The sequence below is a fragment of the Mesorhizobium sp. WSM3879 genome (assembly GCF_002294915.1).
In the GTDB taxonomy this organism is placed as follows: Bacteria; Pseudomonadota; Alphaproteobacteria; order Rhizobiales; family Rhizobiaceae; genus Mesorhizobium.
Window position 1 is genome coordinate 156,306 of record NZ_NSFZ01000012.1, and the last position, 14,350, is coordinate 170,655.

At 65.1% G+C, this 14,350-nt stretch carries 11 protein-coding genes; 9 read left to right on the plus strand and 2 right to left on the minus strand.

Translation table 11 applies throughout. The features are described 5' to 3' along the window. The first annotated feature begins 32 nt into the window (after window positions 1-32). Complete coding sequence (locus tag CK218_RS24050; protein WP_095829116.1) at window positions 33-830, plus strand: MipA/OmpV family protein; 798 nt, start codon at window positions 33-35, stop codon at window positions 828-830. 1 nt (window position 831) lies between these two features. On the opposite strand, the gene CK218_RS24055 is transcribed toward CK218_RS24050, so the two are convergent. Continuing rightward, window positions 832-1,029: a hypothetical protein gene (locus CK218_RS24055; RefSeq protein ID WP_066996650.1), complete on the minus strand. Its 198-nt coding sequence runs from the start codon at window positions 1,027-1,029 to the stop codon at window positions 832-834. Window positions 1,030-1,082: 53 nt separating this feature from the next. Here CK218_RS24055 and ileS point away from each other — a divergent pair, with 53 nt between their 5' ends. Further along, window positions 1,083-4,067, plus strand: a complete 2,985-nt coding sequence (gene ileS, locus CK218_RS24060) for an isoleucine--tRNA ligase (protein WP_179294585.1) — start codon at window positions 1,083-1,085, stop codon at window positions 4,065-4,067. 248 nt (window positions 4,068-4,315) lie between these two features. Next, window positions 4,316-4,993, plus strand: coding sequence for a hypothetical protein (locus tag CK218_RS24065; RefSeq protein ID WP_082980518.1), 678 nt, complete (start codon window positions 4,316-4,318; stop codon window positions 4,991-4,993). Window positions 4,994-5,085: 92 nt separating this feature from the next. On the opposite strand, the gene CK218_RS24070 is transcribed toward CK218_RS24065, so the two are convergent. After that, entirely contained in the window at window positions 5,086-5,547 is a 462-nt protein-coding gene (locus tag CK218_RS24070) for a nucleoside deaminase (protein WP_066996659.1), read from the minus strand. Between the two features lie 181 nt (window positions 5,548-5,728). Here CK218_RS24070 and CK218_RS24075 point away from each other — a divergent pair, with 181 nt between their 5' ends. The 6 genes from CK218_RS24075 to CK218_RS24100 all read left to right on the plus strand — a co-directional run. Continuing rightward, on the plus strand, window positions 5,729-7,855 hold the full coding sequence (locus CK218_RS24075) for a pseudouridine synthase (protein WP_095829117.1): 2,127 nt from the start codon (window positions 5,729-5,731) through the stop codon (window positions 7,853-7,855). Next, window positions 7,836-8,390 (plus strand): 16S rRNA (guanine(966)-N(2))-methyltransferase RsmD, encoded by a 555-nt coding sequence (rsmD, locus tag CK218_RS24080; protein WP_095829118.1) that lies wholly within the window; start codon window positions 7,836-7,838, stop codon window positions 8,388-8,390. Before CK218_RS24075 ends, rsmD begins: the two co-directional genes overlap by 20 nt. A 125-nt stretch (window positions 8,391-8,515) precedes the next feature. Then, window positions 8,516-9,877 (plus strand): pitrilysin family protein, encoded by a 1,362-nt coding sequence (locus tag CK218_RS24085; RefSeq protein ID WP_095778382.1) that lies wholly within the window; start codon window positions 8,516-8,518, stop codon window positions 9,875-9,877. Between the two features lie 209 nt (window positions 9,878-10,086). After that, window positions 10,087-11,412 carry a pitrilysin family protein gene (locus CK218_RS24090; protein ID WP_245435174.1) on the plus strand — a complete coding sequence of 442 codons (1,326 nt, stop codon included), beginning with the start codon at window positions 10,087-10,089 and terminating at the stop codon, window positions 11,410-11,412. After that, entirely contained in the window at window positions 11,409-12,260 is an 852-nt protein-coding gene (locus CK218_RS24095) for a patatin-like phospholipase family protein (RefSeq protein ID WP_066996672.1), read from the plus strand. Before CK218_RS24090 ends, CK218_RS24095 begins: the two co-directional genes overlap by 4 nt. A gap of 472 nt (window positions 12,261-12,732) precedes the next feature. Then, window positions 12,733-14,350 (plus strand): VCBS domain-containing protein (locus CK218_RS24100; protein WP_210201079.1); only part of this gene is annotated, 1,618 nt, incomplete at its 3' end.

The window sequence follows — 14,350 nt, forward strand, 5'->3', positions numbered from 1 at the left end:
TCCTGCCGGCCTGTTTCGCGTAAGGGTTGACGATGCGTATTGTCGGGACGATTCCGCTGGTTCTCGCCTCTGGCCTGATGGCCGTCACCTCTGCCCAGGCCGGCGAGGGGAGCTGGATTTCCGGCGACTGGTACCTGACGCTCGGCGCCACCGGTCTCGTTGCCCCGAATTTCGAGGGTGGCAAGAAATATATGCTGAGCGCCCAGCCCATCATCTCGCTCGGCAAGGCAGGCCCCGAGGCGCGTTTCACCTCGCGCAACGACAACATCTCGCTGGCGCTGATCGATGACGGCAGCGTGCGCGCCGGCTTGACCGGCAAGTTCCTGTTCTCGCGTTCCAGCAAGGACGAATTGCAAGGCCTTGATCCGGTGCGCTGGGGCGGCGAGGTCGGCGGCTTCTTCGAATTCTATCCGCTGGATTGGGTGCGGGCCCGGGCGGAGCTCAGACACGGCATCCGCGCCCACAACGGCTTCGTCGCCGACATCGCGGCGGACGCCTTCTACGACGTCACCCCGACCGTCCGCATTTCCGGCGGCCCCCGTGTCTCCTTCGCCTCGGCCGGGTATTTCGACGCCTATTACGGCGTCAACGCCACGGAAGCGGCGGCCTCGGGCCTCAGCGAATACCATCCGGGCGGCGGGCTGAAGTCGACCGGGCTCGGCGGCGCGATCACCTGGAAAGTGACCGAGCCGATGACGGCCAGCGTCTTCACCGAATATTCGCGCCTGATGGGGCCGGCGGCGGATTCCAGCCTGGTCAAGGAGCGCGGCGACCGCGATCAGTGGACCGTTGGCTTGTCGACCACCTACCGTTTCAATTTCTCGATGTAAGTCAAAATACCGGCGCTTTGGCTTGAAATCCGCGCTTTATTCCTGCCGCGGCATCCGCTAAAAGCCACGCCATGACGAGCTTTTCGCGCCTTTTTGCGATCGCGATACGAATTACGGGCCCGGTGTTCCGGGCGGCCTGAGCGCCGCCGGAGCCGCCGGGACTTTTGCGCGCGGCCCCCTCGCGCTTTTTCCAGATCATGATAGTTCAACGCCCGAGCTATTTTGCCAACGGGCAATGCACATGGCAGACCAATGACCGACACCCCCGTGACCGATACTGCTGAAACCATCGACTATTCCAAAACGCTTTACCTGCCGCAGACCAATTTCCCGATGCGCGCCGGCCTGCCCGAGAAGGAGCCCGGCCTGGTCAGGCGCTGGCAGGACATGGAGCTTTACCGCAAGCTGCGCGATGAAGCCGCCGGTCGAGAGAAATTCGTGCTGCATGACGGCCCGCCCTACGCCAACGGCAACATCCATATCGGCCACGCCCTCAACAAGATCCTTAAGGACGTCATCAACCGCTCCTTCCAGATGCGCGGCTACGACGCCAATTACGTGCCGGGCTGGGACTGCCACGGCCTGCCGATCGAGTGGAAGATCGAGGAACAGTACCGGGCCAAGGGCAAGAACAAGGACGAGGTGCCGGTCAACGAGTTCCGCAGGGAATGCCGCGATTTCGCCGCGCATTGGATCAAGGTGCAGGGCGACGAGTTCCAGCGGCTCGGCGTCATCGGAGATTTCGACAATCCCTATACGACCATGGCCTATCACGCCGAAGCGCGGATCGCCGGCGAGCTTTTGAAATTCGCCATGTCCGGCCAGCTCTATCGCGGCTCGAAGCCGGTGATGTGGAGCGTGGTCGAGCGCACCGCGCTCGCCGAGGCCGAGGTCGAATACCAGGACTATGAGAGCGACACGATCTGGGCGAAGTTCCCGGTGGCGAGCCTTGCCCGGCCGGTCGACGCCGCCGATGCCGCGCCCGCGCTGAATGGGACGGCACTCGACCTGCTGGAGGCGCATGTCGTCATCTGGACGACGACGCCCTGGACGCTGCCCGGCAATCGCGCTGTCAGCTTTTCGCCGCGCGTCGCTTATGGCCTCTACGAAGTGACCGCGGCCGAGAACAGCTTCGGGCCGCAGCCCGGCGAGAAGCTGATCTTCGCCGACGCGCTGGCGGAGGACGCCGCTTCCAAGGCCAAGGTAACCTTGAACCGGCTTCACAACGTTTCCCCTGAACAGCTTGCAAGTCTTACGCTTTCGCATCCTTTCAGAGGACTGGGCGGCGGCTACGAGTTCCCCGTGCCGATGATCGCCGGCGAGCATGTCACCGACGATGCCGGCACCGGCTTCGTGCACACCGCGCCCAGCCACGGCCGCGAGGACTTCGATGCCTGGACGGATGCGGTGGCCGAACTCATCAAGCGCGGCGTCGACACCTCGATCCCGTTCCCGGTCGACGATGCCGGTTTCTTCACCAAGGACGCGCCGGGCTTCGGCGCGGACCGCGAGGGCGGCCCCGCGCGCGTCATCGACGACAACGGCAAGAAGGGCAACGCCAACCAGGCGGTGATCGAGGAGCTGATCAAGCGCACCGCGCTGTTCGCGCGCGGCCGGCTGAAGCACAGCTATCCGCATTCCTGGCGCTCGAAGAAGCCCGTCATCTTCCGCAACACGCCGCAATGGTTCGTCTATATGGACAAGGACCTCGGCGACGGCACGACGCTGCGCAGCCGCGCGCTGCAGGCGATCGACGACACGCGCTTCGTGCCGGCCGCAGGCCAGAACCGCATCCGCGCCATGATCGAGGAACGCCCCGACTGGGTGCTGTCGCGCCAGCGTGCCTGGGGCGTGCCGATCGCCGTCTTCGCCGATGCCGACGGCAATGTGCTGAAGGACGAAGCGGTCAACCAGCGCATCTTGGACGCCTTCGAGCAGGAGGGCGCCGACGCATGGTTCGCGCCGGGCGCCAAGGAGCGCTTCCTCGGCAACCACGACGCCTCGAAATGGCATCAGGTGACGGACATCCTCGACGTCTGGTTCGATTCCGGCTCGACGCATGTCTTCACGCTTGAGGATCGGCCCGACCTCAAATGGCCGGCCGACGTCTATCTCGAAGGCTCCGACCAGCATCGCGGCTGGTTCCACTCCTCGCTGCTCGAAAGCTGCGGCACGAGGGGCAGGGCGCCCTACGACACGGTCATCACCCATGGCTTCACCATGGACGAGGAAGGCCGCAAGATGTCGAAGTCGCTCGGCAACACGGTCGTGCCGCAGGACGTCATCAAGCAGTCCGGTGCCGATATCCTGAGGCTCTGGGTGGTGACGACCGACTATTGGGAAGACCAGCGGCTCGGCAAGAACGTGCTGCAGACCAATATCGACGCCTACCGCAAGCTGAGGAACACCATTCGCTGGATGCTGGGCACGCTCGCCCATGACGACGGCGAGGACGTGCCGCTGGACAAGATGCCGGAGCTGGAGCGGCTGATGCTGCACCGGCTGTCCGAACTCGACGAGGCGGTGCGCCAGGGCTACGACGCCTTCGAGTTCAAGCGCATCACCCGCGCGCTGCTCGACTTCATGGTGGTGGAGCTTTCGGCCTTCTATTTCGACATCCGCAAGGACGCGCTCTACTGCGACGCGCCGTCCAGCTTGCGCCGCAAGGCGGCAGTGCAGGTCGTGCGGCATCTCTTCGAATGCCTGGTGAAGTGGCTGGCACCGATGCTGCCTTTCACGATGGAAGAGGCCTGGCTCGACCGTCACCCCGAAGCCGCCTCGGTGCATCTCGACCAGTTCCCGGCCATTCCGGATAACTGGAAGAACGAGGCGCTGGCCGAGAAATGGCGCAAGGTCCGGCAGGTGCGCCGCGTCGTCACCGGCGCGCTCGAGATCGCGCGCGCCGACAAACTGATCGGCTCCTCGCTGGAAGCCGTGCCGGTGGTCACCATCGACGATGCGGCGCTGGAAGCAGCCATCGCCGATGTCGACATGGCCGAGATGGCGATCACCAGCGATCTGGTCATCAGCCATGGCAAGGCGCCGCAAGGCGCTTTCACGCTGGATGACGTCAAGGGCGTCGCGGTCGTCGTCGAGAAGGCCGAGGATCGCGGTCTGGTCAAATGCGCGCGCTCCTGGCGCTACACGGCCGATGTCGGGCAGGATCCGGAATTTCGCGATGTCTCGGCCCGCGATGCTGCCGTGCTGCGTGAACTGAGGGCGCTCGGGCGTTTGTAGGTGCATGTCGCCCAAAAGTGTGCAGCGGTTTTGGGCTAGCGATTTGCACCCATCAAATAAGGTGCAAAAGTGCCACGCCGGGCGGCGCAAATTCGCCCGCGCGTTGCCCTTGACAAGCGGTTGAGGTAAACACGCGACACTCCGGCAGACAAATTGTCGCCGGATTTCCATCGCAAACGCGGGGAAGAAGGGGACCGCGCCCCTGTGGCCGGTGGCGACCGAAAGGCTTTAAAGTGGGACTTTTTGGCATGACCGAAAGAACGTTTGCGCGCGCCGCGCTGCTGGCGCCGCTTGTGGCATCGGCCATGGCTATGTCGGGCTGCGTCGGCTCTCCGACCTACGGAACCGACAAGACCGCCGCCGAGCAACTCGCCGACGACGTTTCGGGCGCCGTCGCGATCACGCCGAAGCGCCGCGATCCTATCGACTATAAGCCGCGCCCGGACCTGGTGAAGCCCGCGCCGGGACAGAAGGAAACTCTGCCGCCGCCGCAGGAAAGCATCCAGACGGCGAGCGCCGACTGGCCCGAATCGCCCGAGGCGCGCCGCGCCCGCATTCGCGCCGACGCGACCGCCCACCAGAACGACCCGAACTACCAGCCGGAAGCGGTCGAGGACGTTCAGACCGACCCGGTGGCGGTGAAGAAGGCTTTGGCCGATTCTGCATCCAGCCATCCGCCGCGCTGGTCGCCGGACGATTCCAGCGCGACCCGAACCGCCGAGATCCAGCGCCGCCTCGCGGAGCAGAAGCAGGGCAATCCCAATGTCCGCAAGTATTTGAGCGAGCCGCCGCTTGCCTATCGTCAGGCCGCCGACACCGCGCCGCAAAACGAGCTCGGCGAGGACGAGTACAAGAAGGAGCGCCGGCTCAAGGCGCAGGCGGAAGGCAAGAAGGGCGGCGGCTGGTTTGACTGGCTGGGGCTGTAAGTGGCGAATAGCGAATAGCGAATAGCGAATAGGTCTCTGTTGCTCGCTACTCACGACCTGCTTCTTTGCTACTCACTGCTTGCGTCAACCATTCACCATTCACTGCCATTCCGCCTCTCGCGAAAGAACTCCTTCAGGATGAGGGCCGCTTCGCTTTCGCCCAAGCCGGAATAGACGTCCGGCGCGTGGTGGCAGGTGGGCGAGGCGAAGAAGCGCACGCCGTTGACCACCGCGCCGCCCTTCTCGTCGGCCGCGCCGAAATAGAGCCGGCGGAGTCTCGCGAACGAAATGGCGCCGGCGCACATGGCGCAGGGCTCGAGCGTCACATAGAGATCGTGACCGGTAAGCCGCTCGCTGGCGAGTTGCCGGCAGGCTTCGCGGATCGCCAGCATCTCGGCATGCGCAGTCGGATCGGCCAGCTCGCGCGTGCGGTTGCCGGCCTTGGCCACGACAATGTTGCCGTTGGCGATCACCGCGCCGACCGGCACTTCGCCCCGGCTTGCGGCTGCTTCGGCTTCCTTGAGCGCCAAAGCCATGAAATCCGGCCGCTTCACGCGCTTTGCATTCCGATTACTCCTCGCCACCCGACGGTGATCCTGTTATCTAGCGCGTGACCCTGAAAACCGGAATCGGTTTTTGCCGCGCTGCTGCATGCGCAAATCAAGATGACACTGCCTGCATAACGCGTCCGACCGGGCGCGTACGCCGCGGCAGTCCAAGAAGAGCAAGATCCATATGGACGACGACAAGAAATCATCACGGCAGAAAGGGCCGCGCAAAGGCGGATCGAAACCGACGCCGCGCGGCGACAAGCCGTTCCGCCAGGGAGCGCGTTCGCAGGGCAAGCCCTTCGAGAAGCGCGATGGCGCGCGCAAGCCTTACACGCAGCGTGACGACAGGCCGATGGCCGCCGATGGCGAGCGCCCCGCGCGCGATTTCAAGCGCAGCTACAAGCCGCGCGCCGTCGAGGGCGCGGAACGCGGAGAACGACCGTTCCGCAAAGGACCGCGCCCCGAGGGAAAGCCGTTCGAAAAACGCGATGGCGCCCGCAAGCCCTATACGCCACGTGGCGATCGGCCAGCGGCCGCGGAAGGCGAGCGCCGCGATTTCAACCACAGCTACAAGCCTCGTGACGGGGGCGAAGGTGGAGAGCGTGGCGAACGACCGTTCCGCAAAGGTCCGCCGCGCGACGGCAAACCCTTCGACAAGCGCGAAGGCCGCAAGCCCTACACGCCGCGCGGCGACCGGCCGATGGCCGCCGAAGGCGAACGCGCCGAACGGCGCTTCGATCGCCCCAAGCGCGAGTTCGGCGATCGGCCCAAGCGGGATTTCGGCGATCGGCCCAAGCGCGACTTGGCCGACCGGCCGCAGCGCGAAGACGGAGGCGACTTCGCGCAGCGCCCGAAGCGGGATTTCGCCGATCGAGCGCCGCGCGACAGCGCCGCGAGAAAGCCGGAAGGCGGCTTCAAGCCGCGCCCGCGGCCCTCAGAAGCAGCGCCGGAGGCCGGCGAGCGCATCGCCAAGCGGCTGGCGCGCGCCGGCATCGCCTCGCGCCGCGACGCCGAGGAACTGATCGCCGCCGGCCGCGTCAAGGTCAACGGCAAGGTGCTGTCGTCGCCGGCCTTCAACGTCATGCCCGACGACGTCATCCATCTCGACGGCACGGAGATCCCGCCGATCGAGCGCACAAGGCTGTTCCTGTTCCACAAGCCGGCAGGCGTGGTCACCACCAACCGCGATCCGGAAGGCCGCAAGACCGTCTTCGACGTGCTGCCGGCCGATCTGCCGCGGCTGATGACCGTCGGCCGCCTCGACATCAACACCGAAGGGCTGTTGCTGCTCACCAATGACGGCGGGCTGTCGCGAGTGCTCGAACTGCCGGCCACCGGCTGGCTGCGGCGCTATCGCGTGCGCGTCCACGGCAAGGTCGAGGAGAGCAAGCTCACCCCCCTGCGTGACGGCATTGCCGTCGACGGCGTGTTCTACGGCTCGGTCGAGGCCTCGCTCGACCGCGAGCAGGGCAGCAATGCCTGGCTGACGATCGGCCTGCGCGAGGGCAAGAACCGCGAGGTGAAGAACATTCTCGGCGCGTTGGGGCTGGAGGTGACGCGGCTGATCCGCATCTCCTATGGGCCGTTCCAGCTCAACGAGCTGCCCGAGGGGCACGTGCTGGAGATCAAGGGCCGCACGCTGCGCGAGCAGCTCGGCGAGCGGCTGGTTGAAGAGTCCGGCGCCAATTTCGACGCCGAGATCCAAAAACCGTTCTCCAACAAGCCGGTGCGGCGTAGCGAGCCGCGCCGCGATGAGGACGAGCGGCCGAAATTCACGCGCGAGGGCGACCGCCGACCGATCGGCGAGGGCGGGCTGATCAAGGCCCGCAAGCGTCGTGAGGGCAGCCGCGACGAGGCGCTGAGCAAGCTTTCGACGAAGCCCGAGCGAGCCTTCGGCGAACGCGGTCCCCAGTCTCGCTTCGACAAGTCTGGCTTCGGCAAGTCTCGCTTCGACAAGTCTGGCTTCGACAAGCCTGGCTTCGACAAATCCGAGCGCGGCTTCGGCAAGTCCGAGCGCGGCTTCGGCGGCAAGGCCGGCGGCAAGAAAGGCGAACCGCGGCCGATCGAACCGCCCGGCCAGCGCAAGGCCAATGTCTGGATGGCGCCGGGCGCGCGTCCCATCGGCAAGGGCAGGGCGGAGGCCGACGCCGCGAAGGCCGCGGAAGCGAAGGCGCGGAAGGCGTCGTTCAGGCCGGGCGGCAAGGGCACGCCGTTCGGCAAGCCAAGAGACGATCGGCCGGAGGGAAGCGGCGGCGACAGGCCGCGCGGTCCGAAGGGGCCGAGGGGTGGCAATGCGGATCGTCGGCGGTGAGTTTCGCGGGCGTCCGCTGGCGACGCCGCGTTCCAATGCCATCCGTCCGACCACCGATCGCACCCGCGAGGCGGTGTTCAACGTGCTTGCGCATCGCTATGCCGAAAAGCTCGAAGGCGGCCGTGTGCTCGATCTCTTCGCCGGCACCGGCGCGCTCGGGCTGGAGGCGCTGTCGCGCGGCGCCTCCTACTGCGTCTTCATCGAGGAATCGGCGGAAGGGCGCGGGCTGATCCGCGACAATGTCGAGGCCTTCGGGCTCACCGGCCGGACCAAAATCTTCCGCCGCGACGCGACCCATTTGGGCGAAGCCGGCACGCTGTCGCCTTTCGGCCTGGTCTTTGCCGACCCGCCCTATGGCAAGGGCCTCGGCGAGCGGGCGCTGCGCTCGGCAAAGGCCGGCGGCTGGCTCCTACCCGGCGCGCTCTGGGTGGTCGAGGAGGCGGCGTCCGCGCCGTTCGAACCGGGCGCCGGTTTTTCCGTGGTGGACGAGCGCGGCTATGGCGACACGGTGATCCGGTTTGTCGAGGTAGGGTGAGGGGCACGTCCCTTCTCCCGCAAGGGAAAAGGAAATGACGCACGCGCCTCGAAAATGACGAACAAATCACTTTGCCTCGCCATGGAACCTTTTCTATCGTCGCGCGACCGAAACCGGAGCATTTGATGACATTGAACACCAGAGGCCTGCGCGCAGCATTCCTTGCCGGCGCGCTGGCGTTCGCGGCGCAGGCTCCGGCACGCGCCGCCGACGAAGCCGCGGTCAAGGATTTCCTGCTCGAGAACGGCCTGGAAGTCGTCGTCATTCCGGACCATCGCGCCCCGATCGTCACTCATATGGTATGGTACAAGATCGGCAGCGCCGACGAGCCGCCCGGCAAATCCGGCATCGCGCATTTCTTTGAGCATCTGATGTTCAAGGCTACGAGCAACCACGCAGCCGGCGAGTTCGACCGCGCCGTGGCCGACATCGGCGGCTCGAACAACGCCTTCACCTCCTACGACTACACCGCCTTCCATGAGACGGTGCCGCCTTCGGCGGTCGAGGAGATGATGGGGTTCGAGGCCGACCGCATGCGCAACCTCGTCCTCACCGACGATGTCATCAAGACCGAGCGCGACGTTATCCTGGAGGAGCGCCGCTCGCGCATCGACAACGATCCGCAGGCAGTGCTGGACGAGGAGGTCGACGCGACGCTCTGGCAGAACCAGCCCTACCGCGTTCCGGTGATCGGCTGGATGCAGGAGATGGAGCAATTGAACCGCGAGGATGCCAAGGCCTTCTACGACACCTTCTACCGGCCGAACAACGCCGTGGTGATCGTCGCCGGCGACGTCGATCCGGACGCGGTGAAGGCAATGGCCGAAAGGACTTACGGCAAGGTGGCGCGCGGGCCGGACCTGCGGCCGCGCATCCGCCCGGTCGAGCCGGAGCAGAACACCAAGCGCACCGTGACGCTGACCGATGCGCGCGTCTCGGTGCCGAGCTTTTCCACGCAATGGGTGGTGCCGTCCTATCACACCGCCAAGCCCGGCGAGGCTGAGGCGCTCGATCTCCTGGCCGAAATCCTGGGCGGCGACAACCGCAGCCGCCTCTACCAGCAGCTGGTGGTGAAGCAGGGCATCGCCTCCGGAGCCGGCGCGTTCTTTCAGGGCACCATGCTCGACGCCACCAACTTCACCGTCTATGGGTCGCCGCGCGGCGACGCCAAGCTTTCCGACGTCGAAGCGGCGGTCGATGCCGAGGTCGCGCGCATTGCCAAGGACGGCGTGACCGGTGACGAACTGGAGCGGGCCAAGACCCGCTATGTCCGTTCGATGGTCTTTGCTCGCGACAAGCAGGACGACATGGCCAATATGTACGGCTCGACGCTCGCCACCGGCGGCAACGTGAAGGATGTCGAGGAATGGCCCGACCGCATCCGCAAGGTCACTGCCGCAGAGGTCAAGGCCGCGGCCGCCCGCTACCTGGTGCTCGACCGCTCGACGACCGGCTATCTCCTGCCGCAACAACAGGCGGGGAATTGATGATGAGCATGGAACGCGGACGAATGGGCGCTTCTTCCCTTCTCCCCTTGTGGGGTCCGAAGGACGGGGCGAGACCCGTGGCTCGCCCCCGGGCGGTGGACGCGAAGCGGCCGGATGAGGGGCGCCCCAGCTGGGCGATATGCTCCTCCGTCTCGGCGCTGTGCGCCGATCCACCTTCTCCCACAAGGGGAGAAGGGGGGGTCTACCGTATCGTCGCAACCCTCTGCTTTGCCCTATTCTTCCTGCTCTTGCCGGCGCTGGCCGCCCACGCGGAGATGAACATCCAGGAGGTGAGGTCGAAGAAAGGCATCACCGCCTGGCTGGTCGAAGACCATTCGATCCCGCTGGTTGCCATCCGCTTCGTCTTCGACGGCGGCACCGCGCAGGACCCCGCCGGCAAGGAAGGTCTGGTCAATCTGATGAGCGGCCTTTTCGACGAGGGCGCCGGCGACCTCGATAGCGAGGCCTTCCAGTCGAAGCTGGACGATGCCGGGGCCGAGATGAGTTTTCAGGCGGCACGCGACGGCCTTTATGGCTCGATGCGCATGCTGTCCGATCAAAAGGACGAGGCGTTCGGCCTGCTGAAGCTGGCGGTGAACAGCCCGCGCTTCGACCAGGCGCCGATCGACCGCATCCGCGCCCAGATGCTTTCGGGCATTCTCGCCAATGAGCGCGACCCCAACACGATCGCCCAGCAGCGCTGGCTGCGCGCGATCTATGGCAAGCATCCCTATGCGCGGCCGGATGAGGGGACGAAGGAGAGCCTTGCCACCATAACGGCCGCCGACCTCAAGGCCTTTCGCAAAGCGAGTTTCGCGCGCGCCGGCCTGCATGTGGCGGTGGTGGGCGACATCGACGCCGCCACGCTCTCCGGCAAGCTGGACGAGGTGTTCGGCGACCTGCCGCAGACGCAGACGCTGGCCCAGGTGGCGGACGTGTCGCTGAAGCTCGGCCAGCAGCTGGAAGTGAACTACGATCTGCCGCAGACCTCGCTGCAGCTTGCCTGGCCTGGCGTCAAACGGAGCGATCCCGATTTTTACGCCGCGGTGCTGATGAACGAGATCCTCGGCGGCTCGACTTTCACGTCGCGGCTTTACGAGGAGGTGCGCGAGAAGCGCGGCCTTGCCTATAGCGTCAGCTCCGATCTCGTCGATCACGAGCATTCCAACGCGCTGCTGGTCACGACGGCGACGCGTTCCGACCGCGCCGCCGAGACGCTCGCCATTGTGCGTCAGGTGGTGAAGGAGATGGCCGAGAACGGCCCGACCGAGGAGGAGCTCGCGGCGACCAAGAAATACATGATCGGCGCCTACGCCATCAATAATCTCGACTCCTCCAGTTCCATTGCCGCGACGCTGGTCGAGCTGCAGCTCGACGATCTCGGCATCGACTACATCAAGCGCCGCGCCGCGCTGATCGATGCGGTGACGCTTGCAGACGTCAAGGCGGCGGCAAGGAAGCTTCTGTCGGCCGACCCGGCGATAATGGTGATCGGACCGCCGCTGGTGCAGGTGGCGGGAGCCCCCAAGGGATGAGCCCGACCTTCGCGGTTGCCTTCGGCGGCGGCGGCGCGCGCGGGCTGGCGCATATTCACGCCATCGAGGCGTTGGACGAGCTAGGGATCAAACCGGTGGCGATCGCCGGCTCCTCGATCGGCGCCATCATGGGCGCCGGCATGGCCGCCGGAATGCGAGGGGCGGAGATCCATGAATACAGCCGCTTGATCCTCGGCAGCCGCGCCGAGGTGGCCGCGCGCATGTGGCGCTCGCGGCCGGGCACGATCGCCGAGGCCATGCAGGGAGGCATCCGCGTCGGCCAGTTCAATATCGAGCGCATCCTGAAGGCCTTCCTGCCTGACGCCATTCCGGCGACCTTCGAAGAGCTGAAGATTCCGCTCAAGGTGACGGCGACCGACTATTTCGGCCACAAGCTCGCGGTGTTCTCGCAGGGCGATTTGCAATCGGCGCTGGCCGCCTCGGCAGCCATTCCGGCGGTGTTCCGCCCGGTGACGCGCGACGACCGCTTGCTGATCGACGGCGGCATCTACAACCCGGTGCCCTTCGACCTCGTCGAGAAGGATGCCGACATCATCATCGCCATCGACGTGGTCGGGGCGCCGAGCGACGTCGAACGCAAGCATCCGACCACGGTCGACCTGATGTATGGCGCCACGCAGCTGATGATGCAGTCGATCATCGCCAACAAGCTGCGGCAGCATCCGCCGGATATTCTTATCCGCCCGGCCGTCTCGAAATACCGCGTGCTCGATTTCCTGAAGATCGAGACACTGATGGCCGACACCGTCGAGATCAAGGACGAGCTGAAGCGCGCCGTCGAGAAGGCGGTCGCCGAGCGCGGCGGCAAGCTGGGCAAGGCGGTGTGAGAGGTGTGATAGGCCTGATCCGCTACGTGGAAGACGATTTCTATTTGCGTGCGCCTACAGGCACATGATGCAGTTTATTCACGTCCGCGTACAAGTACGCATTTTGTCATTAACTCTTCTTCGAATTCGACATTGACGCGCGCTGCGGTAGAGTTAATAATATCCTAATATATAGGGTAGCGCGAATTACCTCCCGACCGGCAACAACGAGTACGGCGCTACTGGGGTAGGGGAAAAGCAACGCGGCGATCATCGCCGTCGTAGCCATCACCATCGAGCCACCACCTGTCTGTGAATCGCCTTTTGGGCTGGCCGTTCACGGGCCGGACCGTCGGGTTGCGCCTGGTTGCATGGCACTCTGATCCTTTCCTCTCCCCGTCAGACTGGGCGCCGATGCATTCGGCATGGGGTAGTCAGCCGTCTCCGACGGCCAACGAGCAGGCGCGGAGCGTGTCTGCCAGGGGGATGAAAGATGGCCACAACCGTTGGCACGAGCAGCAACGACAATCTGGTTGGCGGCAGCGGAGATGACATTCTGTCCGGGGGCGCCGGAAGCGACCGTCTGAATGGCGGGTCGGGCGCGGATACGCTCGACGGAGGCTCGGGCTTCGATACGGTCCTCGGCGGTTCCGGAGCGGATAAGCTCATTTATCGAGCGTGGGAAAATCAGTACAAGATTGGCGGCCAGGTTTACGGCACGGGCACAACGACCGGGCAAACCACCTTTTCCGGCTACGATGTCTATGATGGCGGCAACGGAAGCGCCGCCAAAGGCACCGCCGAGATCGATACGCTTTTCATCTACCTGAGCAATGACCAGCTCAATAACTCCTCGTTTATGGCGACGCTTAACAGCGAGATCGCTCAGTTTCGCGCTTTTATCACCGCAAATTCGAACACCAATACCGGCCAGGCGGGGCAGGCAGAATTCACCTTCACCAGCATCAATTTGAAAGTCTCCGCGATCGAGCAGGTTTTCGTCGCCCGGGACCCAGGCTCACCTGTCGGAATTGACGACACCAACGCCGCGGATCCGGTGCGCGAGGCCGGTGTTGGCCCGGGAAACACACCTTTAGCGGGCGATCCCACAGCCGCGGGCAACGTGCTGTCCAACGATACGGATGCGGACGATGGCCAGCCGTCCTTGGTTGTCTCGGCGGTCCGGACAGGTCCGGAATCAGGATCTGGAAATGGCGGGACCGTCGGATCTCCGTTGGTGGGCACCTATGGCTCACTTGTTCTGAATGCGAACGGAACCTACACCTACACGCTCAACAACGGTGATGTGGACACGAACGCGCTGGCGGACGGGGTCACAGTCACCGAGGTGTTTACATACACCGTCCGTGACCCGCATGGGCTCACGGATACGGCGCAGCTGACCATCACCATCACTGGAACGAATGACATTGTCTCGATCACCAGCGGCGCACAGAACGGTGCGGTCGTCGAAGATGCCAACACGACACCTTCGGCGACTGACTCGCTCAACGCTGCCGGCACGATCACCTTCAACGACGTCGACCTCAGCGATGGCCACACTGCGTCGTTCACGCCGACCGCCGGTGAGACTGCGCTCGGCACCTTCTCGCTTGACCCTGTCAGTGAAGCCGCCAACGCCGCCGACGGCTCGGTGCAATGGCACTACGCCCTCAACAATGGAGCTTCGCAGTATCTCGCTGCCGGCCAGAGCGTGGTCGAGCACTACACCGTAACGGTCAACGACGGCCATGGCTCGGCGGCAACGCAGGTCGTAACCGTCACCATCACCGGCACCAACGACGCGGCGACGGTGAGCTCGGACTCGAAGTCGGTGACCGAGGCCGACACGGCGGCGGCGCTGAACACCAGCGGCCAGCTGACGATCACCGACCCTGACACCGGTGAAGCGCATGTGGTGGCGCAGACCAATGCCGCCGGCACCTATGGCGACTTCTCGATCGACGCCGACGGCGCCTGGACCTACACCGGCAACGGCGCGCACAACGAACTGACCGCGGGTCAGGTGGTGACCGACACCTTCACGGTGACGAGCCAGGACGGCACGGCGACGGGAACGGTGACGGTGACCATCACCGGCACCAACGACG

What these genes read in the sequence shown, in the direction of transcription:
- rsmD (WP_095829118.1), top strand. Translation starts at nt 7,836, where the DNA reads ATGCGGATCGTCGGCGGTGAGTTTCGCGGGCGTCCGCTGGCGACGCCG.
- CK218_RS24075 (WP_095829117.1), top strand. Translation starts at nt 5,729, where the DNA reads ATGGACGACGACAAGAAATCATCACGGCAGAAAGGGCCGCGCAAAGGC.
- ileS (WP_179294585.1), top strand. Translation starts at nt 1,083, where the DNA reads ATGACCGACACCCCCGTGACCGATACTGCTGAAACCATCGACTATTCC.
- CK218_RS24095 (WP_066996672.1), top strand. Translation starts at nt 11,409, where the DNA reads ATGAGCCCGACCTTCGCGGTTGCCTTCGGCGGCGGCGGCGCGCGCGGG.
- CK218_RS24050 (WP_095829116.1), top strand. Translation starts at nt 33, where the DNA reads ATGCGTATTGTCGGGACGATTCCGCTGGTTCTCGCCTCTGGCCTGATG.
- CK218_RS24055 (WP_066996650.1), bottom strand. Translation starts at nt 1,029, where the DNA reads ATGATCTGGAAAAAGCGCGAGGGGGCCGCGCGCAAAAGTCCCGGCGGC.
- CK218_RS24065 (WP_082980518.1), top strand. Translation starts at nt 4,316, where the DNA reads ATGACCGAAAGAACGTTTGCGCGCGCCGCGCTGCTGGCGCCGCTTGTG.
- CK218_RS24085 (WP_095778382.1), top strand. Translation starts at nt 8,516, where the DNA reads ATGACATTGAACACCAGAGGCCTGCGCGCAGCATTCCTTGCCGGCGCG.